We start from the raw sequence: 26,833 nt of genomic DNA, 5'->3' as shown, positions 1-26,833 counted from the left end.
AAAAAAGGCCGCGTGGTGAGCGCGGCCCTTTTCATAAGTCATTGATCGGGCGACTTCAGACGAAGGCGCCGTGGCAATGCTTGTACTTCTTGCCGGAACCGCAAGGGCAGGCCTCGTTGCGGCCGACCTTGCCCCAGGTCTTCGGATTTTTAGGATCGCGGTCGGCGGGGTCTACCACCCGAAGATCTTCCTGCACCGCGAGGACGCTGCCTTCGCCAAAATCATCTTCGCCGGTGAAGCCGTCGATGTGATGGCCTTCCATAACCGGGAGCGCCGGTTCAGGGGCGGCTGCGGCTTCGCGCACGAGTTCGACACGCATCAGTTGCGAGGTCACGTTCTGGCGCAAGTTGACGAGCATCGTCTGGAAGAGCTCGAAGCCTTCGGTCTTGTACTCGTTGAGGGGATCGCGCTGCGCATAGCCGCGGAAGCCGACGACCGAACGCAAATGGTCGAGATTGACCAGATGCTCGCGCCAAAGCGCATCGAGCGACTGGAGGATTACCGACTTCTCGACATAGGCCATGATCTCGGGGCCGAAACGCTCGGCGCGATCTGCTGCCGCCTTTTCGACCGCCTCTGTCAGGCGCTCGCGAATGTCGTCCGGCGTAATGCCGTCCTCGAGCGCCCATTCGGTGACGGGCAGGTCGAGATTGAGGATGTTACGGACGTCCTCATCGAGCTGCTTGATGTTCCACTGCTCGGCATAGGCGCCTTCCGGCGTATGACGGGCGAGAAGGTCGTCGATGACGTCCTCGCGCATTTCCCTGGTGGTCTGGCTGAGATCGGTGCCATCCATCAATTCGATGCGCTGTTCGAAGATCACCTTGCGCTGATCATTCATCACGTCGTCGTATTTTAGAAGGTTCTTGCGGATGTCGAAGTTGCGCGCCTCGACCTTCTTCTGCGCCTTTTCGAGCGCCTTGTTGATCCAGGGGTGGACGATGGCTTCGTCCTCCTTGAGGCCGAGCTTCTGCAGCATGCCGTCCATGCGCTCGGAACCGAAAATGCGCATGAGGTCGTCCTGCAGCGACAGGAAGAACTTCGAGCGGCCGGGGTCGCCCTGACGGCCGGATCGGCCACGCAGCTGGTTGTCGATGCGGCGGCTTTCATGGCGCTCGGTAGCAAGAACGTAGAGACCGCCGGCGGCAAGTGCCTTTTCCTTCAGCCGCGCAATATCGGCGCGGATTGCGGCTTCCTTGGCGCTGCGCTCGTCGCCTGCCGGCATATCGTCCAGTTCGGCCTTGATCCGCATGTCGAGATTGCCGCCGAGCTGGATATCAGTACCGCGACCGGCCATGTTCGTGGCGATGGTCAGCGCACCCGGGACGCCCGCCTGCGCGACGATGAATGCTTCCTGCTCATGGTAACGGGCGTTCAGGACCTGGAAGTCCTTGAAGCCTTCCTTGCGCAGGCGTTCGGCAAGCAGTTCGGACTTCTCGATCGACGTCGTTCCGACGAGGACCGGCTGGCCCTTGCCTGTCGCTTCGCGGATGTCACGGATGATAGCCTTGTATTTCTCCTCGACGGTCCGGTAGACCTCGTCGTCCTCATCCTTGCGCTGGACGGGAAGATTGGTCGGAATTTCGGTGACTTCGAGGCCGTAAATATTGGCAAACTCTTCGGCTTCCGTCGAAGCGGTACCGGTCATCCCTGCTAGCTTCTTGTACATGCGGAAGTAGTTCTGGAAGGTGATGGATGCCAGCGTCTGGTTTTCGGGCTGGATCGTCACATGTTCCTTGGCTTCGAGTGCCTGGTGCAGGCCTTCCGAGAAACGGCGGCCCGGCATCATGCGGCCGGTGAACTCGTCAATGATGACGATTTCGTCGCCGCGGACGATGTAGTCCTTGTCTTTCTGGAACAGCTTGTGGGCGCGCAACGCATTGTTGACGTGGTGCACCACCGCAACGTTCTCGATGTCGTAAAGGCCTTCGCCCTTGAGGTGGCCGGCATCGCGCAGCAGATTTTCGAGCTTCTCGGTGCCTTCTTCGGTGAAGATCGCGGTCTTCTGCTTTTCGTCGACTTCGTAGTCTTCCGGTTTCAACGGCAGGATGAACGTGTCGATCAGATTGTAGAAGTCGGAGCGGTCGTCGAGCGGACCGGAAATGATGAGCGGCGTGCGCGCCTCATCGACGAGGATCGAATCCACTTCGTCGACGATCGCGTAGTTGTGGGGCCGCTGCACCATCTGCGCGCGCTCATACTTCATGTTGTCGCGCAGATAATCGAAGCCGAGTTCATTATTCGTGGCGTAGGTGATATCGGAATTATAGGCCGCTGCGCGTTCCTCGTCGTCGAGACCATGAACGATGATGCCGTAGGTCAGGCCGAGGAAATTGTAGACCTGGCCCATCCAGTGCGCGTCACGCGTTGCAAGGTAATCGTTCACAGTCACGACGTGAACGCCCTTGCCTTCGAGGGCGTTCAGGTAGACGGGCAGCGTTGCAACCAGCGTCTTGCCTTCGCCGGTGCGCATTTCCGCAATGCCGCCATGGTGTAGCACCATGCCGCCAATCAACTGCACGTCGAAGGGGCGCATGCCGAGGACACGCTTGGCCGCCTCGCGTGCGACCGCGAATGCCGGTACCAGCAGGTCGTCGAGCTTGGTGCCCTCGGCGAGCTTCGCGCGGAATTCCGCGGTCTTCGCCTTCAGTTGCTCGTCGGTAAGTGATGACATTTCCGCTTCAAGCGCATTGATTTCCTCAACGCGAGGTTTGAAGCCTCTGACACGGCGCTCGTTCGAGGAGCCGAAAATCTTGCGGGCAAGGCCGCCGAAACTGACCATCCCTGGTCCTCTCTAATCCGTTTTGCCAGGAAACCCGGCATTTAATGGCGCCCGCCGCCCGCATGAAGCATGCCTGTTACAATACGGACACCAAGCCAAATCTATAAGCGTATGGTTGCCAAGCTATCTGGACGCAAAGCCGATGGACAGATAAGAGGGGTCCCGAATTATGTCAATGTTGAAGCAGCAAGCGATTGATCGCTTCGCCATAGCAAAATTCTGCCGCATTCCTAGCACGTACCGGTCCTTCCGAGGAGAAATTGACCATGACGCATATACGTAAAACCCTTTCATTGATGACTGCTGCTTTGCTTTTGACCGGTGTTTCCACTCTGGCCATGGCTCAGGACGCAGGAAAAACAGAAGCTCCGAAGCCCGATGCGACCCAGGCAGAGCCCGCGAAAGTCGATCCGAACAAGGTTCTTGCAACCGTCAACGGTGAGAAAGTTACCGTGAAGGACGTAGACCAGATTGCCGCCGATCTTGATCCGCAGTTTTCGCGCCTGCCGGAAGAGCAGCGGCGTTTGGCCGCTCTTGCCGCAATCATCGACATCAAGTCGCTGGCGGCAAAGGCGGAGTCCGAGAAGCTCGACCAGACACCGGAATTCCAGGCACGCCTTGAATTCCTCAAGGATCGCGCGCTTCACAACGACTATTTTAAGCAGCAGGTCGTCGACAAGATCACCGATGCCGACATCCGCGCTCGCTACGACAAGGAAATAGCTGCCATGCCGCCGCAGAATGAGGTGCGCGCGCGCCACATTCTGGTGAAGACCAAGGAAGAAGCCGAGGCCATCATCAAGGAACTCGATGGCGGCGCATCGTTCGAGGACGTTGCCAAGGCCAAGTCGACCGATGGTTCGGCGGCCCAGGGAGGCGATCTCGGCTATTTCGGACCGGGCCAGATGGTACCGGAATTCGAAAAGGCAGCCAACGAGCTCGAAATCGGCAAGTATACCAAGGTGCCGGTGCAGACCCAGTTCGGCTTCCACGTGATCAAGCTCGAAGACAAGCGCGTGCAGCAGCCGCCGGCATTCGACCAGGTCAAGGAGCAGGTAAAGTCGATCCTCATTCGCGAGCGTTACCTTGACCTCGTAAAGAAGGACCGCGGCGACTTGAAGATCGAATATGGCGATCCTGAAACCGAAAAGGCCATGAAGGCCGCCATGGAAGCGCAGCAGCAACAGTAATTGATAGGGACCCGGCGTTCATGCGACGGGTCCCTATGCTCTCCCACCTTGTCAAAAGCGCTTTTCGAGGTCGCCCAATGTCTACGTCTGTCTCGCCGCTGGCACCGAAACACTATCCTGCCATGCCGGATATCCATGGGGTCAGGATCGCCACTGCCGAGGCCGGAATAAAGTACAAGGGCCGTACCGACGTCCTCATGATCGTCTTTGACAAGCCGGCAGCGGTCGCCGGCGTTTTCACCAGGTCTAAATGTCCCTCCGCTGCGGTCGATTTCTGCCGCGACAGCCTCGAAAGCGGGAAAGCGCGTGCGGTTGTCGTCAATTCGGGCAATGCCAACGCCTTTACCGGCAAGAAAGGCCGCGAATCGACCAAACTGACCGCAGCAGCAGCAGCAAAGGCCGTGGGCTGCAAAACCGGGGAAGTGTTTCTCGCGTCTACGGGCGTCATCGGCGAGCCTCTGGACGCCGGCAAGTTCAGCCATCTCCTTGCTGATATGACGAAGAAGGCCGTGCCCGGCTTCTGGCAGGAAGCCGCAAGCGCAATCATGACGACCGACACATTCCCCAAGGTCGCGACGGAAACGGTCCTGCTTGGCGGCGTACCGGTCACCATCAACGGCATCGCCAAGGGCGCCGGGATGATCGCGCCTGACATGGCGACCATGTTGTCGTTCGTTGCGACCGATGCCCCGATCGAGTCGGATGTGCTGCAGAAGCTCCTGTCGAAATCCGTAGGCAAAAGCTTCAATTCCGTTACCGTCGACAGCGATACATCCACCTCCGATACGCTTCTGCTGTTTGCAACGGGCTCGGCAGCCGAACGCGGCGCCGAGCTTGTCACCAAGGTCAAAGACAAGCGGCTGAAAGATTTCAAGAAGGCGCTCGACCGGATCCTCAAAAACCTCGCCCTGCAGGTCGTTCGCGACGGCGAGGGTGCACGCAAGATGCTTGAGATCAACGTGACCGGCGCAAAGTCCGACGGTTCGGCCAAGCGCATTGCTCTGTCGATCGCCAATTCGCCTCTCGTCAAGACCGCTGCCGCAGGCGAGGACGCCAATTGGGGCCGTATTGTCATGGCCGTAGGCAAGGCAGGCGAACCGGCCGACCGCGACCGCCTTGCCATCTGGTTCGGCGACATTCGCGTTGCCCGCGACGGTGAACGCGATCCGGACTATTCTGAAGACGCAACCTCTGATTACATGAAGAATGAGGATGTCAAAATCCGAGTCGATATAGGCCTCGGCAAGGGCAAGGCAACTGTTTGGACCTGCGACCTGACGAAGGAATATGTCGCCATCAACGGCGATTATCGCAGCTAGGCGGGCTTGCTCATACAAGGATAGCGAATGCAACTGGCGAAGATCAGACAGATTGAGGCGGTTGGATTCAGGGCTTGGCCAGCGTCCTCGGTTCATTACGATGGAAGCTGGGCCATTCGCATTACCGCGAGTCATCCCTCGAAACGGCTGAATTCGGTCAATCCGCTCGATCCCGGGGATGTTGCCGATATGGAAAATCGCGTCGCGCGCGCAGCGCAGCGCTTTCGCGCCTATGGGAGGCCGCCAACGTTCCGGCTATCGCCGCTGGCGCCACAGGAGCTCGATACCTATCTTGAAAGCATAGGTTGGGCGCGCTTCGATGAATCGATGGTCATGGTTGCCGACCTCGCGCATGTCGATGTCGGCGACGCCATCGATCAAATACCGCTCAAGGACATCGGCAGGTTCATCGATGCTTCGATCAAGGTCCAGGGAGATGATCCTTCAGTGAAGCCTGGCCTTTTCGAAGTGATCAGCGGGATCAAACCTTCAAAGGGACTTTTTGTCGTCGAGGAGAACGCCGAGCCGGTTGCAACCGCGATCGGTGTTCAGGACGGCGCTCTCGTTGGCCTGTTCAACATCAGCACCGCAGCCGAGCGCCGGCGCGCCGGGCTGGGGCGCGCGATCGTGCGCTCGGCACTGAAGTGGGCCGAACAGCACGGGGCAAAAAAGGCATGGCTGCAGGTCGAGGTCGAAAATACCGCCGCGATCGGGCTCTACGAACAATTGGGTTTCAAGGAAGCCTATCGTTACGTCTACAGGCAGGCGCCCGATCATGAGTGAGCGCGTGTCGCACCCGATCCTTCTCGTTACGGCCTGCGCCCTTGTTGACGCCGACGGGCGCGTGCTCCTGACCCAGCGCCCTGAAGGCAAATCGCTCGCGGGGCTCTGGGAGTTTCCCGGCGGCAAGGTCGATCCGGGTGAAACGCCCGAAGAGAGTCTCATTCGCGAACTGCATGAAGAGCTCGGCATCACCGTCAAGCCGGCCTGTCTCGCGCCGCTAACCTTCGCGAGCCATACTTATGAGACTTTTCACCTCTTGATGCCGCTGTTCATCTGCCGCCGCTATGAGGGTATTCCCCGTCCGATGGAAGGGCAGGCGCTGAAATGGGTAAGGGCAAGAGACATGCGCGACTATCCAATGCCGCCTGCCGACATACCTCTGATCCCGTTTCTGATCGATCTCCTTTGAACACAACTGTAAATTGCCAAGTCTTCCAAGTGTTAATGAATCCTTCACCTGATTGAGCGACTTTTAGCCGAATTGGGGCAATGAAGTTCAGGTGGGGCATGGCGCGCAAGGAAGACTATCGCGAGGATGAACCGCGGCTGTCAGGTACGCTAATGAATGCGGGTACCGGGCTGCTGCGCATCACTTTGCTATTCGGTTCGGCTGCCATTGCACTGGCGCTGATCATAGCGCCGCTGGCCGATCGCGGCTCGCAGTCCGTCGTCGATTATTCCGCTGGCCGGTCTCTCGACGAGATGGCAACCGGCTCCATCCGGAAAGACGATCCATCGACTAAGACCTATACGATTCACCGTAGCGTATTGCAGCGATCGCCAAATGCGGTTTGCATTATAAAAAGCGACGGTTCGCAAAGCGGCGACTGCTGATCGCTATTTCTTCTCAAGGTTTTCGACGCTGGTGAGAAAATCCGCGAGCTTGGCCTTGGCCGAGCCTGGTTTCAGCGGCTTTTGCTGCGACTCATGCGCCGCCCACCCGGACATCCAGATAAACGAGACTGTCGCCCTTATGCGCCCGTCCGGGTCACTGAAGCGTTCCGCGTAGATTTCCGCAACGCGCGCGAAGAAGCGCCGCGACATCGGCTTGCGCGAGCGCCCGAGAAGGACGTTCTGCATGCCCATGGCCCGCAAATCGCGCATCAGGTGAAACGCGGTATCGTACCGGACCGTGTAGGTTTCGATATCGGTGACCGGCAAAGTGAAGCCGGCCCGCTGCAGCAGTGCACCGACATCGCGCACATCCGCAAACGGCGCGACGCGCGGGGATGCGCCGCCGTAAATTTCACTCTCGGCCGCGAGCAGGCATTCGCGCAGTTCGCCAAGCGTGTTCTCACCCGCCATGGCACCAAGGAAGAGGCCATCTGGTTTAAGGGCGCGCCTTATTTGCAGCAGCGTGCCGGGCGTATCGTTGGTCAGGTGCAGCGAAAGCAGGGATATGATCAGGTCTATGGACCCGGCCTTGAGCGGCAATGCCTCCTCGTCGGCGACAACCCCGGGAAACGACCGATCAAGAAAGCTTGCATCATGTTCAACGCGCAAGATGCTCTCGACCTTGCCCGAGCGCAGCAGAGCCTGCGCCCCGAGGCCATTATGGCCAGCGAGATCGACCGCCACATCGAAGCGGCGCTCGACAGCCGAAAGACGTTCTTCGAGATCGTCGGCTGCCCGCCCGAGCAGAAAATCGGCGGAGGTGCCGTGCTGGCGCAACGCCCGCAGGCGCCGTGTCAGCAACAATGCCCGATCGAAAACCTGATGCCGTTCCATTCCGAAATTCTCTGATAAATGTATAGTCAACGGGTAGATGCGTCGCCTTGGAACGAATTGCAATGAAAACCCGAGCGGAAACCTTCAAGCAGACGGCGCATGGGCTTGCGAAAGGGCTGACACGCCAGTTCGCCACGCTGTTGTTTCCGCCGTTGTGTTCGGGCTGCGAGCGGCTTGTCGCGGAACCCGGCAGTCTTTGCGGTGCATGCTGGGCCAAGGTTCGCTTTATCGAGAAGCCCTACTGTCCAGTTCTCGGGACGCCATTCAGCCACGATCTTGGCGCCGAAATCCTCTCCGCCGAAGCAATCGCCGATCCGCCGCCTTTCGAGCGCGCCCGTTCGGTAGCCGTGCATGAGGGCGTTGTAGCCGAGATGGTGCAGGGGCTGAAATATAATGACCGAACCGATCTTGGACCATGGATGGCTCGCTGGATGCTGCGCGCTGGCACCGAACTGCTTGACGGTTGCGATATTATCGTGCCGGTACCGCTCCACGCACGGCGCTTCTGGTTTCGCCGCTTCAACCAATCGGCTGAACTCGCCCGGCATGTTGCGCGTCTTGCCGGCAAGACCTTCGATCCTGATGCGCTCAAACGTGTGAAACGCACGCGCCAGCAGGTCGGTCTCGGCTCGAATGCGCGCAGGCTCAACATGAGCGGCGCTTTCAAGGTGCCGGAGGCACAAGAAATCAAGGTCCGGGGCCGCCGCGTGCTTCTCATCGACGACGTCTATACAACCGGGGCTACCGTGAAGGCTGCGTCGCGCGCATTGCTGCGCGGGGGTGCGTCAAGGGTCGATGTTCTCACTTTCAGCCGTGCGCTGGCAAAAGAATTGCCCATCTGACGGCGAGATGTCGCAAAGTTCAGGTCTTTCCGCGTTGATTTTTCATGCCTATATAGGGAGTAATGTGGAGTATTCGAATGGTTGATGTAACAATCTATACGCGCAATGGTTGCGGCTATTGCACGGCGGCAAAGAGCCTCCTTGCTGAGAAAGGCGTCGCCTTCGTCGAGCACAATGCAAGCCTCGAGCCGTCGGCGCGTCAGGATATGCTGGCGCGTGCCAATGGCCGCACGACATTCCCGCAAATTTTCATCGGCCAGACTCATGTCGGCGGATGCGATGATCTCTATGCGCTTGAAAACCAGGGCCGGCTCGACACGCTGTTGAAGACCGGCGAACTCGCTTGAGGATGATCCAATGACGTCATTTCGTGCAGCCGCCATCCAGATGCGCTCCGGCGTCGATCCAGAACGCAATGCCGCTGACCTTGCCGAATATGTGGCGGATGCGGCTGGCAAAGGCGCTGTCTACGTGCAGACGCCGGAAATGACCGGCGCGTTGCAGCGGGACCGCAAGACGCTGGCAAGCGTGCTCAAGGGCGAAGCAGACGATGTCATCGTGCGAACGGCTTCGGCGCTTGCCGCGAAACATGGCATCCATCTTCACATCGGGTCGACGGCGATCGCCCGTGATGACGGCAAGATTGCCAACCGCGCATTCGTATTCGGTCCAGACGGCAAGATGCTGACGCGCTACGACAAGATCCACATGTTCGACGTTGACCTCGACAATGGTGAGAGCTGGCGCGAATCCGCTGTGTATGCGCCCGGCGCTGATACCGTCGTAATCGATCTGCCGTTTGCTCGCCTCGGGCTTGCCATCTGCTACGACGTGCGTTTCCCGCAGCTTTTCCGCGCTCAGGCGCTTGCCGGTGCCTCGGTTATATCGGCTCCGGCCGCCTTCACCCGGCAGACCGGTGAGGCGCACTGGCATGTGCTGCAACGGGCCCGGGCGATTGAAAACGGCGCCTTCATGATCTCGGCTGCTCAGGGCGGCGTGCATGAAGACGGGCGCGAGACCTTCGGTCAATCGCTGATCGTCGCTCCCTGGGGTGAAGTTCTCGCAGAGGCTGCCCACGCCGATCCCGCGATCATTGTCGCCGATATCGATCCGGCACTCAGCGCCGCCGCGCGTGCGAAAGTACCGAACCTCAAGAATGCGCGTCCGTTCGGATTGATCGTCGAAAATGACGGCGAAAAGACAAGGCTCGACGTCGCATCATGATCCGGTTTTCGCTCCATTGCGAGCACGACCATGAATTCGAAGGGTGGTTCCGCAGCAATGACGACTTCGATTCCCAGGTGGGGAAGGGACTGCTAGCCTGCCCGACTTGCGGCTCGTACAACATCGGCAAAGCGCTGATGGCGCCATCGGTGACGACCGGGCGTCAGAAGGAGAAGATCGCCGTTGCCATGAGCAAGATGGTCAGCGAGCTCAAAGAAATGACCAGAAAGGTGCGCGAGAATGCCGATTATGTCGGCAGTGACTTTGCCGAAGAGGCGCGCAAGATCCATTTCGGCGAGGTGCAAAAGCGCGGCATTTATGGCGAAGCTTCCCAGGAGGAGGTCAAGTCGCTTCTCGATGACGGTGTCGACGTGATGCCGCTTCCGGTCTTTCCCGAAGAGCGCAATTGATCTTGCTGCGTTGATGCCAATGGCTAAGGTTCACCTCTCCGGACCGAGGTGATTCTCCCCATGCAATTATTGAACTCCGCTGCCGTTCTGCTGGTTCTCACCGGCGCCTTCCTTGGGCTGACGCTTCCTTTCGGCAAGCTCGCATTCGTGGCAGGTGTTGCGCCGTCGCTCTGGGCATTCGTCATTTCACTCGGCGCCGGGACGGTGCTGCTGACGGCCTTTCTCGTCATGGGCAAGCGGCCGCAACTCAATGCGCACATGCTGCGCTATTACGTTATCACCGCGCTCGTTTCCTACGCCGTTCCCAACCTGATGACGCTTTCGGCCATCCCGCATCTCGGATCCGGCTATACCGGCATCATGTACACGCTGTCGCCGGTCTTCACCTTGCTGTTTTCTGTCATGTTGAAGTTGCGCAGGCCAAGTCCACTCGGCCTCCTCGGCATTTTTGTCGGCTTTATCGGCGCCGTCATCGTCGGCTTCACCCGCGGTCAGGTCGGGCAGCCGGCCGAGCCGCTTTGGGTTGCCATCGGTTTGCTTATTCCGGTTCTGCTCGCGCTCGGCAACGTCTACCGCACGGTCGACTGGCCGGCAGGCGCCGATCCGACCGAGCTTGCAGCTGGCAGTCACCTTATGACGGCGCTGCTCCTAATCCCGATCATTTTATATTTGATGGGCGGCTTTCCGGTTGCGCCGCTTCGCGGCATTCCTTGGCTTGTTGTCGCGCAAGTGGTGGCTTCTGCCTGCATGTTCGCGCTGTACTTTCGGCTGCAGGCGGTGGGCGGCCCGGTCTATCTCAGCCAGATCGGCTATGTGGGCGCGGCAGTTGCGCTGCTTGCCGGGACGTTATTTCTCGGCGAAATCTACCAGCTTGCAACCTGGGGAGGCGCCCTCATCATCACAATCGGCGTGCTGATGACGACGAAGGCCCAGCGCATGGAAGCCAAGGCGCTGGTGGCAACTAAGGCCGCGTAGCCAGCACCATATAGTTGACGTCGGTATCGCGGGAGCGGTTCCAGCTATCGCTGAGCGGACTGTAAGATACGCCTATCTTCTCGACGACTTCCAATCCGGATTGCCGCAGCGCGGCTTCGAGTTCTTCCGGGCGGACGAGCTTTTCATATTGGTGGGTTCCGCGCGGCAACCACCGCAAGACATACTCGGCTCCAAATATTGCGAGCCCCAGCGCCTTCAATGTCCGGTTGATGGTGGCAACGAAGGTCAGTCCGCCGGGCTTTACCATCTGCGCGCAGGCCGACATGTAAAGTTCGACATCGGCGACATGCTCGACCACTTCCATATTGAGGACGACGTCGAACTGTTCGCCGGCCTCCGCCAGCGCTTCTGCCGTTGTCGCCCGATAATCGATGGCAAGGCCGCTCTGCGCGGCGTGTATTTTGGCAACCTCGATATTGGTCTCGCCGGCGTCGGCGCCGACAACCGTTGCGCCAAGCCGCGCCATGGGCTCGCACAGAAGTCCGCCGCCGCAGCCGATATCGAGAATGCGCAGGCCGGAAAACGGCATCGGCGTATGAGGGTCGATACCATAATGGCCGCAGACCTTTTCCTTGATGTAGGCAAGGCGGGTTGGATTGAACTTGTGCAGCGGGCGGAACTTGCCCTGCGGGTTCCACCACTCGGCTGCCATGCGAGAGAACCGCTCGACTTCTGCGGCATCGATTGTAGTGCGCTCGGTTGTCGCCATGGCCTCATCCTCTTTGACTGTTTTCGAGTGGCCTGTTCCGGGAGGCAATGTCAAGGCGCAATGCTTGCTCAGACTTCCAATTGAGCCCAGTTTGCGAGGGCCAAGCCGCCGCTGATCCTTTGATAGTGCCGCGTATTGTTGCTCACAAGAACGGCGCCAACAGAGATCGAGTGTGCAGCGATCATCATATCGAGTTCGCCAATCGGCTGGCCGGTCGACACAAGCTGATGACGAATGCCGGCATAATATTCAGCGGCAACCGCATCCCAGGCCAGGACGCGAACAATCTGGAAAAATCGCGAAATTTCACCATGAAGACGATGGTTTTCAGGTATCCGTTTCAGGCCGTAAAGCAGCTCCGCTTTCGTGATGGCAGAGACGCAGACATCGGAAGGCTGCAATTCTGAGAGCTTTTCATCGATTTTCGGCGAGTGACCCTTGATGATGTAGCTCGCAATATCTGTATCCAACATATGGAGCATGGAGCGCCTAGCTTTCGAAATATCACTAATCGGTTAAGTCAATCGTTTTCGTCAAAGAAGCTACGCTCCACGGGAAACGCATTCATTGGGCGCTCGCCCATAAAATCATCAGGGACTTCGACGGAGTTCCTCAACTCGAAGAAGTCGGCCCAGACACGAGCTCCTGGCCGCGTCGAAAGAATGACGTCTCCCGTGCGGTCATCACGGGAAACGTAGACTTCGTCGCCATCGAAGCGAAAATCAGCCGGCAACCGTACGGCCTGGCTCGCGCCGTTCTTAAAAAGCTTGGCAATGCGCACTTCGGTCATCTCTCTGCCTCTCAAAGTATATGCAATAGTATATACGCCCATCAGCCGGCATTTTCAACATGGGCGGCACACACCCGATTTCACCCCGGCAAATCTGTTCGCATTCTTGCAGTCGGCGGATAATTTCGTTATGGGAGGCCGCATTCATTTGGCAAAGAGCCAGTTCATTTCAAACGACTCTTTTCCGACCCAGTTTTCAGGCCTTTCCAGAACGGTAATTTCCATGGCACGCATCGTGATGAAATTCGGCGGCACTTCGGTGGCCGATATTGACCGCATCCGCAATGTGGCCAGGCATGTCAAACGCGAGGTCGACGCCGGGCACGAGGTTGCCGTCGTCGTCTCGGCAATGGCCGGAAAGACCAACGAGCTCGTGGGCTGGACGAGGCAGACGTCGCCGATGCATGACGCCCGCGAGTATGACGCCATCGTAGCCTCGGGCGAACAGGTAACGTCCGGGCTCCTTGCCATCGCTCTGCAATCAATGGGTATCCATGCCCGCTCCTGGCAAGGCTGGCAGATACCGATCAAGACCGACAATGCGCATGGTGCGGCCCGCATCGTCGACATCGACGGCTCCTTTCTGATCGAGCGCTTCCAGGAGGGCCAGGTCGCGGTGATCGCGGGATTCCAGGGCATCGGCCCGGACAACCGCATAGCGACACTCGGGCGCGGCGGTTCCGATACCAGCGCCGTCGCCATCGCCGCGGCAGTTAAGGCCGATCGCTGCGATATCTATACAGACGTCGACGGCGTCTATACGACCGATCCGCGCGTCGAACCCAAGGCGCGGCGGCTTTCGCGCATTTCCTTCGAAGAAATGCTCGAAATGGCCTCGCTCGGCGCCAAGGTGCTGCAGGTCCGTTCGGTCGAGCTTGCCATGGTGCACAAAGTGCGCACATTTGTCAGATCCAGCTTCGAGGATCCCGATGCACCGGGCATGGGCGATCTGATCAATCCGCCCGGAACACTTATTTGCGACGAGGAAGAAATCGTGGAACAGCAGGTTGTCACAGGAATTGCCTACGCCAAGGACGAGGCCCAGATTTCGTTGCGGCGTGTTGCTGACCGCCCCGGCATTTCCGCCGGCATCTTCGGCCCGCTCGCCGAAGCGCACATCAATGTCGACATGATCGTTCAGAACATTTCCGAGGACGGGTCGAAGACCGACATGACGTTCACGGTCCCGACCGGCGATCTCGACAAGGCCCTCGTTGTTCTCGAGAAGGTCAAGCAGGATGTCGGTTTCGACGTGATTCAGTCCGAAGCCGGCATGGTCAAGGTTTCCGTCATCGGCATCGGCATGCGCAGCCATGCGGGCGTCGCTGCCACGGCGTTCCGCGCCCTTGCAGACAAGGGAATCAACATCCGCGCCATCACGACTTCCGAGATCAAGATCTCGATCCTGATCGATGGACCATACGCGGAACTCGCCGTACGCACTTTGCATTCTGTGTACGGTCTCGATAAGCATTAACGAGCGAGATTCTGTTTGTCGGCGTTCGTGCCGACTGACATGATGGATCGACTGATTTGGTGAGGTCCCGGCGGCCTTGCCATAATTGACAATGGGAGAAAGGCATCCGGTGCCTACACGCGACCCGATAAGTGGCCCTCGTGTGATGCTGAAGCGCCTCCGCGAACTGATGGCGGAGGCTCTTGAGCCGCAGGAGAGGCTCGACCGCATTGTTCGCGAAATTGCGCAGAACATGGTCGCGGAAGTGTGCTCGTTCTACGTGCTGCGCTCCGATGGGGTTCTCGAACTATACGCAACCGAAGGTCTCAATCCTTCGGCCGTCCACCTGGCGCAGCTGCGCCTTGGTCAGGGTCTCGTCGGCACGATTGCCGCAAGCGCTCGCCCGCTCAACCTGACCGATGCGCAAGCCCATCCGGCCTTCGCGTATCTGCCGGAAACGGGCGAAGAAATTTATAACTCCTTCCTCGGCGTGCCCATCTTGAGGGCAGGGCGCACGCTCGGCGTTCTCGTCGTTCAGAACCGCACCAAGCGCGTCTACCGCGAGGATGAGGTCGAGGCGCTCGAGACCACGGCCATGGTGCTTGCCGAAATGGTTGCGGCCGGCGATATCCCCCGCATCGCACGGCCCGGTGTCGAACTCGACCTTGGCAAGCCGATGAGCTTCAGCGGCAGCGCGTTCAACGATGGGGTTGGTCTCGGGCACGTCGTGCTGCACGAGCCGCGCATCGTCGTAACCAACCTCTTCAACGAAGACATCAATGCCGAAATCGACAGGCTCGAGAGCTCGCTTGGGTCCTTGCGTATTTCCATCGACGACATGCTGTCGCGGCGTGACGTGGCGTTCGAAGGCGAGCACCGGGAGGTGCTTGAGGCCTATCGCATGTTTGCTCACGATACCGGCTGGGTGCGGCGCCTTGAGGAGGCGATCCGCAACGGCCTGACTGCGGAAGCCGCAGTCGAGAAGGTGCAGAGCGATACGCGCGCCCGCATGATGCATCTGACCGACCCCTATATGCGCGAGCGGCTGAGCGATTTCGACGACCTTGCCAATCGGCTGCTGCGCCAGCTGATGGGGCGCGATGTCAAGACCATGGCTGGAACGCTGGCGAAGGACGCGATCATAATCGCCCGCTCGATGGGCGCTGCCGAGCTTCTCGACTATCCGCGCGAACGCCTGCGGGGACTTGTGCTCGAAGACGGGGCGGCGACCAGCCACGTGGTCATCGTGGCGCGCGCCATGGGCATTCCGGTAGCGGGCCAGGTCAAGGGCGTCGTTTCCATGGCGGAAAACAACGATGCCGTGATCGTCGACGGCGATGACGGGCGCGTGCATCTGCGGCCGCAATCGGAACTCGAGGCTGCCTATTCGGAGAAGGTGCGGTTCCGCGCCAAGCGCCAGGCCCTCTATCGCGAATCGCGCGACAAGCCGTCGATTACCAAGGATGGCATCGCGATCAAGCTGTTGATGAATGCCGGCCTTTTGGTGGATCTTCCGCAGCTTGCCGAAGCCGGGGCGGCGGGCATTGGCCTCTTCAGGACCGAGCTCCAGTTCATGATTGCATCGACCTTCCCGCGCGCAGAACAGCAGGAGCGGCTCTATCGGTCCGTGCTCGAAGCCGCCGGCGACCGGCCGGTCACCTTCCGTACGCTCGATATTGGCGGCGACAAGGTGCTCCCCTACTTCCGCAGCAACGTAAATGAAGAAAACCCGGCGATGGGCTGGCGGGCCTTGCGCCTCACGCTCGATCGGCCGGGCCTCCTGCGCACGCAGGTACGCGCCCTGCTCAAGGCCGCCGGCGGCCGCGAATTGCGCCTGATGCTGCCGATGGTCACGGAAGTGCAGGAAGTGCGCAAGGCCAGCGAACTGATCAACCGCGAGGTCCAGCACCTGTCGCGCTTTGCCTATGATCTGCCGACACGCGTCAAGATCGGAGCCATGGTCGAAGTGCCGTCGCTGCTGTGGCAGCTCGACGAATTGATGGCCGAAGTCGATTTCGTATCAGTCGGCTCCAACGACCTCTTCCAGTTCGTCATGGCGGTCGACCGGGGCAATTCGATCATCAACAATCGCTTCGACAATCTCTCGGTGCCGTTCCTGAGGGTGCTGCGCCAGATCGCCGAGGCGGGCGAGCGCAACAATACGAGTGTGACGCTTTGCGGTGAAATGGCGGGCAAGCCCTTGTCATCCATGGCGTTGATCGGGCTCGGCTATCGTTCCATTTCAATGTCGCCGGCCGCGATCGGTCCTGTCAAAGCCATGCTCGGCTCACTGGACGTTGGCGAACTTAGCGCCCAGCTCAAGGACGCGATCGACAATCACGGCGAGACCGGCACGTTGCGCAATTTTCTTACGAAGTACGCAGAGCGAGCTGGCGTTCCACTCTAGAGGTTTTGAATAATGTCCATTCCGCAGGATCGTATGGATCAGCTGCTGAAGCGTTTCTCCATGATGGAAACGCAGATGTCGAGCAATCCCGATTCCGAAACCTATGTGAAGCTCGCATCGGAATATTCCGAGCTCGAGCCCGTGGTCGCCAAGATCCGTGAGCTTCTGGCCGCGCGCAGCGAGGCCGATGGGCTGCAGGCAATGCTCGATGATGCAGCGACCGATCGGGATATGCGCGAGCTTGCCGAGGCGGAACTGCCGGAGATCGACGAGCGGATCGGCGAACTCGAAAAGGACATCCAGGTCCTGCTCCTGCCGAAGGATGTCGCCGACGAGCGCAACGCGATCCTCGAAATCCGTGCCGGGACGGGCGGTTCGGAAGCAGCGCTTTTTGCTGGCGATCTCTTTCGCATGTATGAGCGTTACGCAGCCGCCAATGGCTGGCGCGTCGAGCTCATTTCGGCAAGCGACGGCGAAGCCGGCGGTTACAAGGAAGTCATTGCCATGGTCTCCGGCAAGGGGGTGTTTGCCAAGCTCAAGTTCGAATCCGGTGTACACCGCGTGCAGCGTGTCCCCGATACGGAAGCCAGCGGGCGCATTCATACTTCGGCAGCAACCGTGGCGGTTCTGCCCGAAGCCGAGGAAATCGATATCGATATCCGCCAGGAGGACATCCGCATCGATACGATGCGCGCCTCCGGTTCCGGCGGCCAGCACGTCAACACCACCGATTCGGCCGTCCGCATCACCCACATCCCGTCCGGCATCGTCGTCGTTCAGGCCGAAAAGTCCCAGCACCAGAACCGCGCGCGCGCCATGCAGGTGCTCAGGTCGCGGCTTTTTGACATGCAGCGCCAGAAGGCGGACAGCGAGCGCTCGGAGGCGCGGCGCAGCCAGGTCGGTTCCGGCGATCGGTCGGAGCGCATCCGCACCTACAATTTCCCGCAGGGGCGTGTGACGGATCACCGCATCAACCTGACGCTCTATAAACTCGACCGCATCATGGAAGGCGATCTCGGCGAACTGATCGGCGCCTTGATCTCAGATCACCAGACGGCCTTGCTCGCCCAGATGAACGATGGGCTATGACGACGGCGCGCCTCGCCGATGCACACAAGCACGCGCGCGACCGTCTTGCGCGTGCAGGAATTGACACAGCCACGCTGGATGCTCGCCTTCTGGTTGAATGGGTCACCGGAACCGATCAACTGGAAACGATCCGGAACCCCGGCAGGCAGGTGGATTATGAAACGAATGCGCGGCTGGAAGTGGTCCTCAACCGGCGAATGAACGGCGAATCCGTACATCGGATCATCGGCAAACGGGCCTTTTTCGATATCGAACTGGCGCTGTCGCGCGAAACGCTGGAGCCGCGCCCCGATACCGAAGCGATTGTTGAACTCGTGCTGCCGTTCCTGCGCCGCCGCATTCAGGAATTAGGTGTTGCCGACCTTCTCGACCTCGGCACCGGCACCGGAGCCATTGCCTTGGCGTTGCTCAATCACTTGCAGCAATTGCGGGCCGTCGGTGTCGACATATCGACAGGCGCCCTTGATACGGCGCGCGAGAATGCCCACCTTAACAGGGTATCGGAGCGCTTTGCCTGCCTGCATTCGGATTGGTATTCCACCGTGACGGGCGTCTACGATCTGATTGTCTCCAACCCACCCTATATACGGACGGCCGACATCGAAGGCCTGCAACGTGAAGTTGTATTGCACGATCCGGTCCGGGCGCTCGATGGCGGGGAGGATGGTCTTGGACCATACCGAATCATCGCCGCCGGGGCCCGCCAGTATCTTCGGGAAGGTGGAGCGGTTGCCGTGGAGATCGGTTTTGATCAACGCGCCGACGTTGCAGCGATTTTCGCTGCTTCAGATTTGGTGCTGGAGGCCACAAAGACGGATATTGGCGGCCATGAACGGGCACTTTTGTTCACAGCCGCGTAAAAATCTTGAAAAAAGGCTTGGAATTTGCCGCGAAGACGGATAGTTTCCGGATACCGCTCTAAACCGAACAAAACTGGTTCTGCCTATCAAGAAGTTGGTAGGGAATTTCTGGGTGTTTGATCTTTCTTCGGGAAAACTTTGGAGAAGACGGTTTTTGCGGCAGCACAAAAGTTTTATGAAACTTTGGATGCGATTGAAGCGCGGGGCGCGCTTCAGGTCGGCACTTGAGAAGCGAAGCTTTTTGACTCAAATGGTGAGCAAAACAGCGCCCCTGATTTTCTGAAAAGAGATAAGTATGAGGCCAGTACAGCAGAATAGGCGCATGCGCGGACGCGGTAACAACAACCGAAAAGGTCCGAACCCACTATCCCGCAATTACGAAAGCAACGGACCCGACGTCAAAATTCGGGGAAATGCTCAGCACATCGCCGAAAAATATACGACTCTGGCACGTGATGCACAGAGCAGCGGCGACAGGGTAATGGCTGAAAACTACCTTCAGCACGCCGAGCACTACAATCGAATCATTCTAGCGGCACAGGCCCAGGCGCCCGTCCAGTTCCAGCGCGACGATCGCGATGACCAGGACGACGACATGGGCTATGACGACGACAACGGCAACGAGGTCGAACGCATCGTGCACCAGCCGATCAATGGCAGCGGACCGCAGCCGGTCATTCAAGGCACGCCCGCAGAGGTCGCCTATGATGATGATACGGCAAGCCAGCGCCAGCCGCAGCCTCAGCCCGAGGCACGGCCGGTGGAGGCCGAGGCATCTGTCGACGCGGAAAACGCCGAGGCCAAGTCCGCCCGCCGCGCACCGCGCGGTCGTCGCCCGGCCCGGCCGCGTGAACCGCGTGTGGCAGAAGGCAACAGTGACGCACCGAGCACAGCTGACGCCACGAACGATCTTTCGCCGGCAGGAATTGTCGCCGAAGTGAAGAAGCGCCGGGCCGCGGTCGAATCGGACGTCTGATTTCGGTTTTCTTGATATAAGCCGCCTGCGTTCATTCGCGGGCGGCTTATTCATTTTGTGAATGCGAGATCGCATAGACTCGCTCGCAACACGTGCCGACCGGTCGGCCCTAATCTCCGGCTTCGCCGAGGATCCGCGCCCGCTATTGCGCCGCAAGCCTGACTATTCGGCAAACTCCATCCATTTGCCGCAGATCAGAGCCCGTCGCCCAAATCCATCATCGCTTCTTCTGCGCGCGCCGGCATGCGCCATGATTCATATCGATAATTTGCTTTGCTTCTGGCATGATAAATCCTTCCGCCTCGACCTTGCGAGCCTAGGAACTGGTTCCCATATTTGCCTCGAGCGAATGGGTCCGCCTCTCGCAGGGGGCCCGTCACCAGACCACCGCACGATGCCGCTTAAGGGTCGTCCGGGAAAAGGAGACAGTAATGAATATTGAGAAGTACACCGAACGGGTTCGGGGTTTCATCCAGTCTGCGCAGACATTTGCCCTCTCGTCCAATCATCAGCAGTTTGCTCCCGAGCACTTGCTTAAGGTTCTCGTCGACGATGAGGAAGGACTTGCTGCGTCGCTGATCGAACGCGCCGGCGGCAATGTCGAAGAGGTTCGCCTCGGCCTTCAGGCAGCGCTTGACGCGATGCCAAAGGTAACGGGCGGCAATGGTCAGCTTTACCTTTCGCAGCCATTGGCCAAGGTTTTTGCCACGGCCGAGGAAGTGGCCAAGAAAGCCGGCGACAGTTTTGTTACCGTCGAGCGCCTCTTGACCGCCATGGCCATCGAGAAATCGGCAAAGACATCCGAAATCCTGAGCCGTGCCGGCGTGACGCCTGCTGGGCTCAATGCCGTCATCAATGATATCCGCAAGGGTCGCACCGCAGATTCGGCCTCCGCCGAAAATGCCTATGACGCCTTGAAGAAATATGCGCGCGACCTTACCGCCGACGCGCGGGCGGGCAAGCTCGACCCGGTGATCGGTCGTGACGATGAAATCCGCCGAACGATCCAGGTCCTGTCACGGCGCACGAAGAACAATCCGGTGCTCATCGGCGAGCCCGGCGTCGGCAAGACCGCCATCGCCGAGGGGCTGGCACTGCGCATCGTCAATGGCGATGTGCCGGAATCCCTGAAGGACAAAAAGCTGATGGCGCTCGACATGGGCGCGCTCATTGCCGGCGCGAAGTATCGCGGCGAGTTCGAGGAGCGCCTCAAGGCCGTCCTTTCGGAAGTGACTTCGGCAAATGGCGAGATCATTCTCTTCATAGACGAGATGCACACGCTCGTTGGCGCGGGAAAGAGCGAAGGCGCGATGGACGCCTCCAACCTTTTGAAGCCGGCGCTGGCGCGCGGCGAACTGCACTGCGTCGGTGCAACCACGCTTGACGAGTACCGCAAGCATGTCGAGAAGGATCCGGCGCTTGCCCGTCGTTTTCAGCCCGTCTTCGTCGACGAGCCGACGGTCGAGGACACAATCTCGATCCTGCGCGGCCTCAAGGAGAAGTACGAGCAGCATCACAAGGTACGCATTTCGGACTCGGCCCTCGTTGCGGCCGCGACGCTGTCGAACCGCTACATCACCGACCGCTTCCTGCCGGACAAGGCCATCGACCTTGTCGATGAGAGTGCGGCGCGGCTGCGCATGCAGGTCGATTCGAAGCCGGAGGAACTCGATGAGGTCGATCGGCGCATCATGCAGCTGAAGATCGAACGCGAGGCACTGAAGGTAGAGAAGGACGATGCTTCGCGTGACAGGCTTGAACGCCTGGAACACGAGCTCGCCGAGCTTGAGGAAGAGTCGACCGCGCTGACCAATACCTGGCAGTCGGAAAAGCAGAAGCTCGGCCATGCGGCGGATCTGAAGCGGCAGCTTGAAGATGCGCGCAATGCGCTCGCCGCTGCCCAGCGCAATGGCGAATACCAGAGAGCCGGCGAACTTGCCTATGGCACAATCCCGGCGCTCGAGAAGGAACTTGCCACCGCCGAACAGCAGGACAACGCCACGTCGATGGTAGAGGAGACCGTTACCTCCGATCACATCGCCCAGGTCGTTTCGCGCTGGACCGGCATTCCGGTCGATCGGATGCTCGAAGGCGAGCGTGACAAACTGCTGCGCATGGAAGACGAGCTTGCCAAGCGCGTCGTCGGCCAGGGTGAGGCAGTCCAGGCCGTGTCGAAAGCAATCCGCCGGGCGCGTGCCGGTCTGCAGGATCCGAACCGGCCGATTGGCTCGTTCATCTTCCTCGGACCAACAGGCGTCGGCAAGACCGAGCTGACCAAGGCGCTTGCGGCATTCCTGTTCTCGGACGAGACGGCGATGGTTCGCCTCGACATGTCCGAATATATGGAGAAGCATTCGGTCTCGCGTTTGATCGGCGCTCCTCCCGGCTATGTCGGTTACGAGGAAGGCGGCGCACTGACGGAAGCGGTGCGGCGGCGGCCCTATCAGGTGATCCTTTTCGACGAAATCGAGAAGGCGCATCCGGATGTGTTCAACGTGTTGCTGCAGGTGCTCGACGATGGGCGCCTCACCGATGGGCAGGGACGAACGGTTGATTTCCGCAATACGCTGATCATCATGACGTCGAACCTCGGGGCCGAATATCTGACTGCGCTGGGCGAAGACCAGGACGTCGACGTGGCGCGTGACGAGGTCATGAGCGTCGTCAAGTCGGCGTTCCGGCCGGAGTTCCTCAATCGTGTCGATGAAATCATCCTGTTCCATCGTCTGAAGCGCAAGGATATGGGCAAGATCGTCGCGATCCAGATGGAGCATTTGCAGAAGCTGCTTACCGATCGCAAGATCACGATCAAGCTTGACAGCGAAGCAACCGACTGGCTTGCCGAGAAGGGTTACGATCCGGCCTATGGCGCGCGACCGCTGAAGCGTGTCATCCAGAAAGAGGTGCAGGATCCGCTGGCAGAGAAAATCCTGCTCGGCGATATTCTGGACGGCTCTACGGTGAAGATCACAGCGGGCTCGGATCGGCTGAATTTCAAGTCGGTCAAATCCGCGCCGGAGCGCGACAAGAGCGAAGCTGCATGATTGCGATTTCGCAACACTGAAAGAAAGAAGATGGCCGCCACAGCGCGGCCATTTTCACGTCTCGTTCATCTCATAAATGCAACGATAAAAGCGCGAAGGCATTAACCATAATGACAGGAAGTTCGGTCATTTATGATTAATGTCGCGTTATCGGCAATAACCGGAATCTTATGGCATGGCCTCTTATCATCATTCATTACTCGGATTGTTGCTCATGGCTTCAGCGGGCGTCACCGCCCCGGCGACGTCGAGCGCGGCCGGAATGATTGCGCCTGCCGCCAATGCCGACACGCCATACACTTTGGCGCAATGGTTCGAAGGCGAGCGTCGCCCGCGCCGGGAGGCCTATCGTTCCTACTATGATGAATATGGCCGCAGGGTTACGGTTGATCGCCGCGGCCGTGTCGTTTCGGTAGAAGAGCCGCGCAACGATCAGGGTGCGGATTACTTCCCTGACGCGCCCCAGGATCCCTACGACACCGGCGCCATCCCGAATGATCCGTATGCAGGACCGGGCAATGATCGCTATGAACAGCAATCGGCGCTCCCGTCCGAGCGCGACTATGGCAGCGTCGACCGGCAGCCGCTGCCGCCCACAGGCGGCGAGGCCGATCTCAATCCGGCGGATCCGAATTTCAATCCACCGGACTCGCAAAACGACGCGTTCTACGATACGCCGCAGCAGGAGCAGATACCCGCTCATCCAAATCCCGCGCCGACAGTAGAATTACCGAAGGGGCAGGGCGCGAAGGCAAAGATCGCCGCAATCCAGGTCCTGCTCGATCGGATCGGCGTGTCACCCGGCGTGATCGATGGCCACAAGGGCGGCAATGTCGACAAGGCTGTCGCGGCATTCGAGGAAATGACCGGCCAGCAATTCGATCCGCTCAACGATGACGGGATCAACGCCTCACTCGAACAAACCGGCGGACCCGCTTTCGTGTCCTATACGATCACCTCCGAGGACGCGGCCTATCCGTTCGTCGCCTCCATTCCGGAAGATTACGGCCACAAGGCGCAACTCGAGCGCATGGCGTTCACTTCGGTCACAGAGATGTTGGCCGAACGCTTCCATATGGATGAGACTTATCTCAAGGAGATCAATCCGGGCATCAATTTCAACACGCCTGGCGTTTCCATCCAGGTGGCCAATCCCGGCCAGAATGCCGGCGGCGCGGTAACGCGGATCATCGCCGACAAGGGCCGCAAGCAGGTGCGCGGCTATAATGCCGAGGGCCGGCTCATCGTCGCCTATCCCGCGACGATCGGGTCGACCGATACGCCATCGCCTTCGGGCACGGTCCAGGTCGAGCGTATCGCGCTCAATCCGAACTACACTTATAATCCGAAGCTCAACTTCAAGCAGGGTGAGAACGACAAGGTCCTGACGATTCCGCCCGGCCCGAACGGCCCGGTGGGCACGGTGTGGATTGCGCTGTCGAAGCCGACCTATGGCATTCACGGCACGCCTGAACCGTCGAAGATCGGCAAGACCAACAGCCATGGCTGCGTGCGCCTGACCAATTGGGACGCAACGGAGCTTTCCAAGATGGTTCAGAAGGGCGTGACGGTAGAGTTCCAGGAATAGAGCGGTACTTATCCGCTCGCCGCAACCTTGGTGGCGTCGGAATTTTCGTCCTGAAGCAACTGGTCGATCCGTTCGCGCTCGCGCTGGAAGGCAACGAGATCATTGCCCTGCAGTTCGCCGCCGCTCGGCAGGCGAATACGCATCGGATCGACTTTCGAGCCGTTGACGATCACCTCGTAGTGGAGATGCGGCCCGGTCGATAGGCCGGTTGATCCAAGATAACCGATGACCTGTCCCTGGCGCACACGCGCGCCCGCAACCACGCCGCTGGCCACGGCATTCTGGTGCGAATAGCTGCTCTCGTAACCATTGGAATGACGGATGAGGGTCTGGATGCCGTAGCCATTGGTCCAGCCGGCGCGCTCGACGACGCCATTGCCGGCCGCGACGATGGGCGTGCCGCGGGGCGCCGACCAGTCGACGCCGGTATGCATGCGCGAATAGCCGAGGATCGGGTGGCGGCGCATGCCGAACGGCGAGCGGAAAGTACCGTTGGGCACTGGCTTGCGCAGGAGGAACTGCTTGGAACTCTTGCCGTTCTCGTCGTAATAGTCAGTCGTGCCGTCCTCGCCGTGGAACCGATAGAACTTCTTGAGGTCGCCGCCGAAGTTCGCGGCGACATAGAGAATCTCCGATTCGTCCCCGGCCTTGTCGGAGCCCGCCGGCAGCGAAAACAGCGCTTCAAGCTCGTCCGTGGGGCTCAGCTGCGACTGAAAGTCGACATCGGAAGCCAGCATGCGGATCAATTGCTTGATCATCGGATCGGTCATGCCATAGGCGATTCCGGCCCTGTAAATACCGTCATAGACGGTCGGCAGGTCTTCGGCGCGCCGCGATCCGGCGGGACTGTCATCGAACGCCACCTGCAGGCCGGGCGTCATTTCCGGCTCGTCGGCGGGGACATATTGTTCCTTGTCGTTGAGCGCGATCGTCAGAATATGCGTGCTGCCATTGTAGACACTGGCGCGCACGATGCGGTCGAGATCGTCGCGCGATTCAATGCCGAGGCGTAGAACACTGCCGCTCTTGAGGCGCGGGGAGTTCAAGAGCTTGCTGATCGCCCCGGACATGCCGGTCGCATCGTCGCTCTCATAACCGGCGTCCGCGAGGGCGGCGGTAATTTCCTTATCGCTGCGGAACGGGATCAGCGCTTCCGAATATCCGGTGCTCGCTGCATCCTCGGGCAGTCGTGGCGCAACACTCACATTCTCCTGGATGATCTTGACCGCGAGGGGGCTGCGCAAATTGTAGGGGTCGTCATCCGTACCGAAACGCAGCGGATCGACATAATGCAGCGAAGCAACCTGAATGGCGCCATCGGTCAAAAGCGAACCGGTGTTGCGGACGACTTCTTCAACTTCGTCGACGCTGAGATCGTCCGCAGGATCATATTGTGCCGTGGTCAGCGGGAAATCGACGGTGCGCAGGCTGACTTCGCTCTCGACCTTGGCGCCGTAAATCTGACCGGTCTTCGGCGTGGGGTCCGTATCCTCATTCGCTTCGGCAAAGACGTCGAGCGGATTGAAGTTTGGATAACGGCGATTGGTATTGTGCACGTCTGCGAGTTCAATATGCACGAACTCGAACGGCATGGAGCGAACGACATCGCGCTCGCCATCCTTGAACATGGTCGAAACGTCAAGGCGGCGCCGATCCCGGTTCTTCTGTATGGGGGTGGTTGCGACGACGCGCGAACCCTTGGTCACGCCGCTGGCGTCGGCCGGGGCGGGCATGGCATTGCGACCGATCAATTCCGGCGGTGTTGCGAGTTGTTCGCGGCCGTCGAGCGCCGCAAACAGGGCAACGCCCATCAGCATGCTCGAGGTAATGCCGGTGAGGAACGTGCCGGCGAGCCAGCGCGCCGAGATTTCGCGACGGTCAGGCGGCCCGCGGCGTCCGTCCGTGATAAGCGGCGGCTCATTGCCCGGATCGATCGATGAGTGCCCCTCGTACTCGCTCATACTTTAAAGTGTGATCCCGTCGCCGTTGTGAATGCAGGTTCCCGGCGCGTTTGCCGGCCAGGTTTGCCCTGGCATGAAATCAACGAGGCCGCAGTTTTGCCCCCGGGACTTCACTATGTCAACGCAGGCCGCCGAAACGGATGTGCGCATCGCTCATTCGATCGCGGGGTGTTTTAAAAAAGCCCCCGCACATCGGCGCGAGCGCTAGGTCGCGATTGGGGCATGTTTGTGGCCAAGGCCATCACATTTGGATTTGCCGGGCCGGGATTTCGCAGCCATTGCAAGGCTTGGGCAGGGCGGCAAATTCGAACCGTCATATTTTTCATAAATTCTTCAAAATCGGTGTTGACAGTTTTGTTGGGTGGGGTCTATATACCGGCACAACGAGGGCGGGGCGCCGCTGGCGGTTGCTGAATGCGCCCTAAGGTTTGCAGGATGGTTGGTTGCGAGACTGACGTGTTGATGCAAGCGGTCCTTGGCAAGGTTTAAGGGATTGTTGCGGAAGTGACATTCCTTCGGGTTTGGCCGGAGGGTTGAATTCGTGCCGGTTGAAGCCGGTTTATTGACGGTGGTTTATGCCATGGTCGGTTCTTTGACAATTTCATATGGAAGAAAGAGAAACGTGGGCGGCAGGGTCCTGCGGAACTTCGAAAGAAGTTCAACAGATACTTTGGCGGAC

At 59.5% G+C, this 26,833-nt stretch carries 23 protein-coding genes; 17 read left to right on the top strand and 6 right to left on the bottom strand.

Annotated features, from left to right (window positions below; all coding sequences use genetic code 11):
- Positions 1 to 55 precede the first annotated feature (55 nt).
- The gene (gene secA / locus BR48_RS0101300; RefSeq protein ID WP_027229675.1) at positions 56 to 2,782 is read right to left on the bottom strand and encodes a preprotein translocase subunit SecA; all 2,727 of its coding nucleotides are present in this window, start codon (positions 2,780 to 2,782) and stop codon (positions 56 to 58) included.
- Between the two features lie 338 nt (positions 2,783 to 3,120).
- Between secA and BR48_RS23445 the strand changes: the two genes are divergently transcribed.
- The 5 genes from BR48_RS23445 (at position 3,121) to BR48_RS0101275 (ending at position 6,908) form a co-directional block, all read left to right on the top strand.
- Positions 3,121 to 3,972, top strand: a complete 852-nt coding sequence (locus BR48_RS23445) for a peptidylprolyl isomerase (protein WP_228019360.1) — start codon at positions 3,121 to 3,123, stop codon at positions 3,970 to 3,972.
- A gap of 77 nt (positions 3,973 to 4,049) precedes the next feature.
- Positions 4,050 to 5,291: a bifunctional glutamate N-acetyltransferase/amino-acid acetyltransferase ArgJ gene (gene argJ / locus BR48_RS0101290; protein WP_027229674.1), complete on the top strand. Its 1,242-nt coding sequence runs from the start codon at positions 4,050 to 4,052 to the stop codon at positions 5,289 to 5,291.
- A gap of 27 nt (positions 5,292 to 5,318) precedes the next feature.
- On the top strand, positions 5,319 to 6,074 hold the full coding sequence (locus BR48_RS0101285; RefSeq protein WP_027229673.1) for a GNAT family N-acetyltransferase: 756 nt from the start codon (positions 5,319 to 5,321) through the stop codon (positions 6,072 to 6,074).
- Positions 6,067 to 6,483, top strand: a complete 417-nt coding sequence (locus BR48_RS0101280) for a (deoxy)nucleoside triphosphate pyrophosphohydrolase (protein ID WP_027229672.1) — start codon at positions 6,067 to 6,069, stop codon at positions 6,481 to 6,483. Before BR48_RS0101285 ends, BR48_RS0101280 begins: the two co-directional genes overlap by 8 nt.
- 80 nt (positions 6,484 to 6,563) lie before the next feature.
- Positions 6,564 to 6,908, top strand: coding sequence for a hypothetical protein (locus tag BR48_RS0101275; RefSeq protein WP_343051230.1), 345 nt, complete (start codon positions 6,564 to 6,566; stop codon positions 6,906 to 6,908).
- 3 nt (positions 6,909 to 6,911) lie between these two features.
- On the opposite strand, the gene BR48_RS0101270 is transcribed toward BR48_RS0101275, so the two are convergent.
- The gene (locus BR48_RS0101270; protein ID WP_027229670.1) at positions 6,912 to 7,802 is read right to left on the bottom strand and encodes a methyltransferase domain-containing protein; all 891 of its coding nucleotides are present in this window, start codon (positions 7,800 to 7,802) and stop codon (positions 6,912 to 6,914) included.
- A 62-nt stretch (positions 7,803 to 7,864) separates the two neighbouring features.
- On the opposite strand from BR48_RS0101270, the gene BR48_RS0101265 reads away from it, so the two are divergent.
- The 5 genes from BR48_RS0101265 to BR48_RS0101245 all read left to right on the top strand — a co-directional run bounded on the left by BR48_RS0101265 (position 7,865) and on the right by BR48_RS0101245 (position 11,253).
- Entirely contained in the window at positions 7,865 to 8,644 is a 780-nt protein-coding gene (locus tag BR48_RS0101265; protein WP_027229669.1) for a ComF family protein, read from the top strand.
- Positions 8,645 to 8,721: 77 nt separating this feature from the next.
- Positions 8,722 to 8,991: a glutaredoxin 3 gene (gene grxC, locus BR48_RS0101260; protein WP_027229668.1), complete on the top strand. Its 270-nt coding sequence runs from the start codon at positions 8,722 to 8,724 to the stop codon at positions 8,989 to 8,991.
- 10 nt (positions 8,992 to 9,001) lie between these two features.
- Positions 9,002 to 9,868: a carbon-nitrogen hydrolase family protein gene (locus BR48_RS0101255; RefSeq protein ID WP_027229667.1), complete on the top strand. Its 867-nt coding sequence runs from the start codon at positions 9,002 to 9,004 to the stop codon at positions 9,866 to 9,868.
- Entirely contained in the window at positions 9,865 to 10,278 is a 414-nt protein-coding gene (locus BR48_RS0101250) for a DUF1178 family protein (RefSeq protein WP_027229666.1), read from the top strand. The genes BR48_RS0101255 and BR48_RS0101250 overlap by 4 nt, the downstream gene beginning before the upstream one ends.
- 60 nt (positions 10,279 to 10,338) lie before the next feature.
- A complete protein-coding gene (locus BR48_RS0101245) occupies positions 10,339 to 11,253 on the top strand; it encodes a DMT family transporter (protein ID WP_027229665.1) in 915 nt (304 codons plus the stop codon).
- Here BR48_RS0101245 and ubiG read toward each other — a convergent pair.
- The 3 genes from ubiG to BR48_RS0101230 all read right to left on the bottom strand — a co-directional run bounded on the left by ubiG (position 11,240) and on the right by BR48_RS0101230 (position 12,773).
- Positions 11,240 to 11,983, bottom strand: a complete 744-nt coding sequence (ubiG, locus tag BR48_RS0101240) for a bifunctional 2-polyprenyl-6-hydroxyphenol methylase/3-demethylubiquinol 3-O-methyltransferase UbiG (RefSeq protein WP_027229664.1) — start codon at positions 11,981 to 11,983, stop codon at positions 11,240 to 11,242. The genes BR48_RS0101245 and ubiG overlap by 14 nt on opposite strands.
- Before the next feature lie 68 nt (positions 11,984 to 12,051).
- Positions 12,052 to 12,465, bottom strand: a complete 414-nt coding sequence (locus tag BR48_RS0101235; protein ID WP_027229663.1) for a type II toxin-antitoxin system VapC family toxin — start codon at positions 12,463 to 12,465, stop codon at positions 12,052 to 12,054.
- Between the two features lie 38 nt (positions 12,466 to 12,503).
- Positions 12,504 to 12,773, bottom strand: a complete 270-nt coding sequence (locus BR48_RS0101230) for an AbrB/MazE/SpoVT family DNA-binding domain-containing protein (RefSeq protein WP_027229662.1) — start codon at positions 12,771 to 12,773, stop codon at positions 12,504 to 12,506.
- Between the two features lie 223 nt (positions 12,774 to 12,996).
- On the opposite strand from BR48_RS0101230, the gene BR48_RS0101225 reads away from it, so the two are divergent.
- The 7 genes from BR48_RS0101225 to BR48_RS0101190 all read left to right on the top strand — a co-directional run bounded on the left by BR48_RS0101225 (position 12,997) and on the right by BR48_RS0101190 (position 24,193).
- Positions 12,997 to 14,250, top strand: coding sequence for an aspartate kinase (locus BR48_RS0101225; RefSeq protein WP_027229661.1), 1,254 nt, complete (start codon positions 12,997 to 12,999; stop codon positions 14,248 to 14,250).
- 91 nt (positions 14,251 to 14,341) lie between these two features.
- On the top strand, positions 14,342 to 16,636 hold the full coding sequence (ptsP, locus tag BR48_RS0101220; protein WP_036813038.1) for a phosphoenolpyruvate--protein phosphotransferase: 2,295 nt from the start codon (positions 14,342 to 14,344) through the stop codon (positions 16,634 to 16,636).
- Between the two features lie 9 nt (positions 16,637 to 16,645).
- Positions 16,646 to 17,725, top strand: a complete 1,080-nt coding sequence (prfA, locus tag BR48_RS0101215) for a peptide chain release factor 1 (protein WP_027229659.1) — start codon at positions 16,646 to 16,648, stop codon at positions 17,723 to 17,725.
- On the top strand, positions 17,722 to 18,585 hold the full coding sequence (gene prmC / locus BR48_RS0101210) for a peptide chain release factor N(5)-glutamine methyltransferase (RefSeq protein ID WP_027229658.1): 864 nt from the start codon (positions 17,722 to 17,724) through the stop codon (positions 18,583 to 18,585). The genes prfA and prmC overlap by 4 nt, the downstream gene beginning before the upstream one ends.
- A 295-nt stretch (positions 18,586 to 18,880) precedes the next feature.
- Positions 18,881 to 19,561 carry a DUF4167 domain-containing protein gene (locus BR48_RS23440; RefSeq protein ID WP_081815716.1) on the top strand — a complete coding sequence of 227 codons (681 nt, stop codon included), beginning with the start codon at positions 18,881 to 18,883 and terminating at the stop codon, positions 19,559 to 19,561.
- Between the two features lie 431 nt (positions 19,562 to 19,992).
- Complete coding sequence (gene clpB / locus BR48_RS0101195; protein ID WP_027229657.1) at positions 19,993 to 22,605, top strand: ATP-dependent chaperone ClpB; 2,613 nt, start codon at positions 19,993 to 19,995, stop codon at positions 22,603 to 22,605.
- Between the two features lie 214 nt (positions 22,606 to 22,819).
- Complete coding sequence (locus tag BR48_RS0101190) at positions 22,820 to 24,193, top strand: L,D-transpeptidase (RefSeq protein ID WP_197030316.1); 1,374 nt, start codon at positions 22,820 to 22,822, stop codon at positions 24,191 to 24,193.
- An 8-nt stretch (positions 24,194 to 24,201) separates the two neighbouring features.
- Here BR48_RS0101190 and BR48_RS0101185 read toward each other — a convergent pair whose 3' ends face one another.
- Positions 24,202 to 26,154 (bottom strand): M23 family metallopeptidase, encoded by a 1,953-nt coding sequence (locus BR48_RS0101185; protein WP_027229655.1) that lies wholly within the window; start codon positions 26,152 to 26,154, stop codon positions 24,202 to 24,204.
- Between the last annotated feature and the right edge of the window lie 679 nt (positions 26,155 to 26,833).

The organism is Phyllobacterium sp. UNC302MFCol5.2 (genome assembly GCF_000686005.1).
Lineage (GTDB): Bacteria > Pseudomonadota > Alphaproteobacteria > Rhizobiales > Rhizobiaceae > Phyllobacterium > Phyllobacterium pellucidum.
The sequence above is the reverse complement of the archived record's forward strand: the minus strand, read 5'-3'. Positions and strand labels throughout refer to the sequence as shown.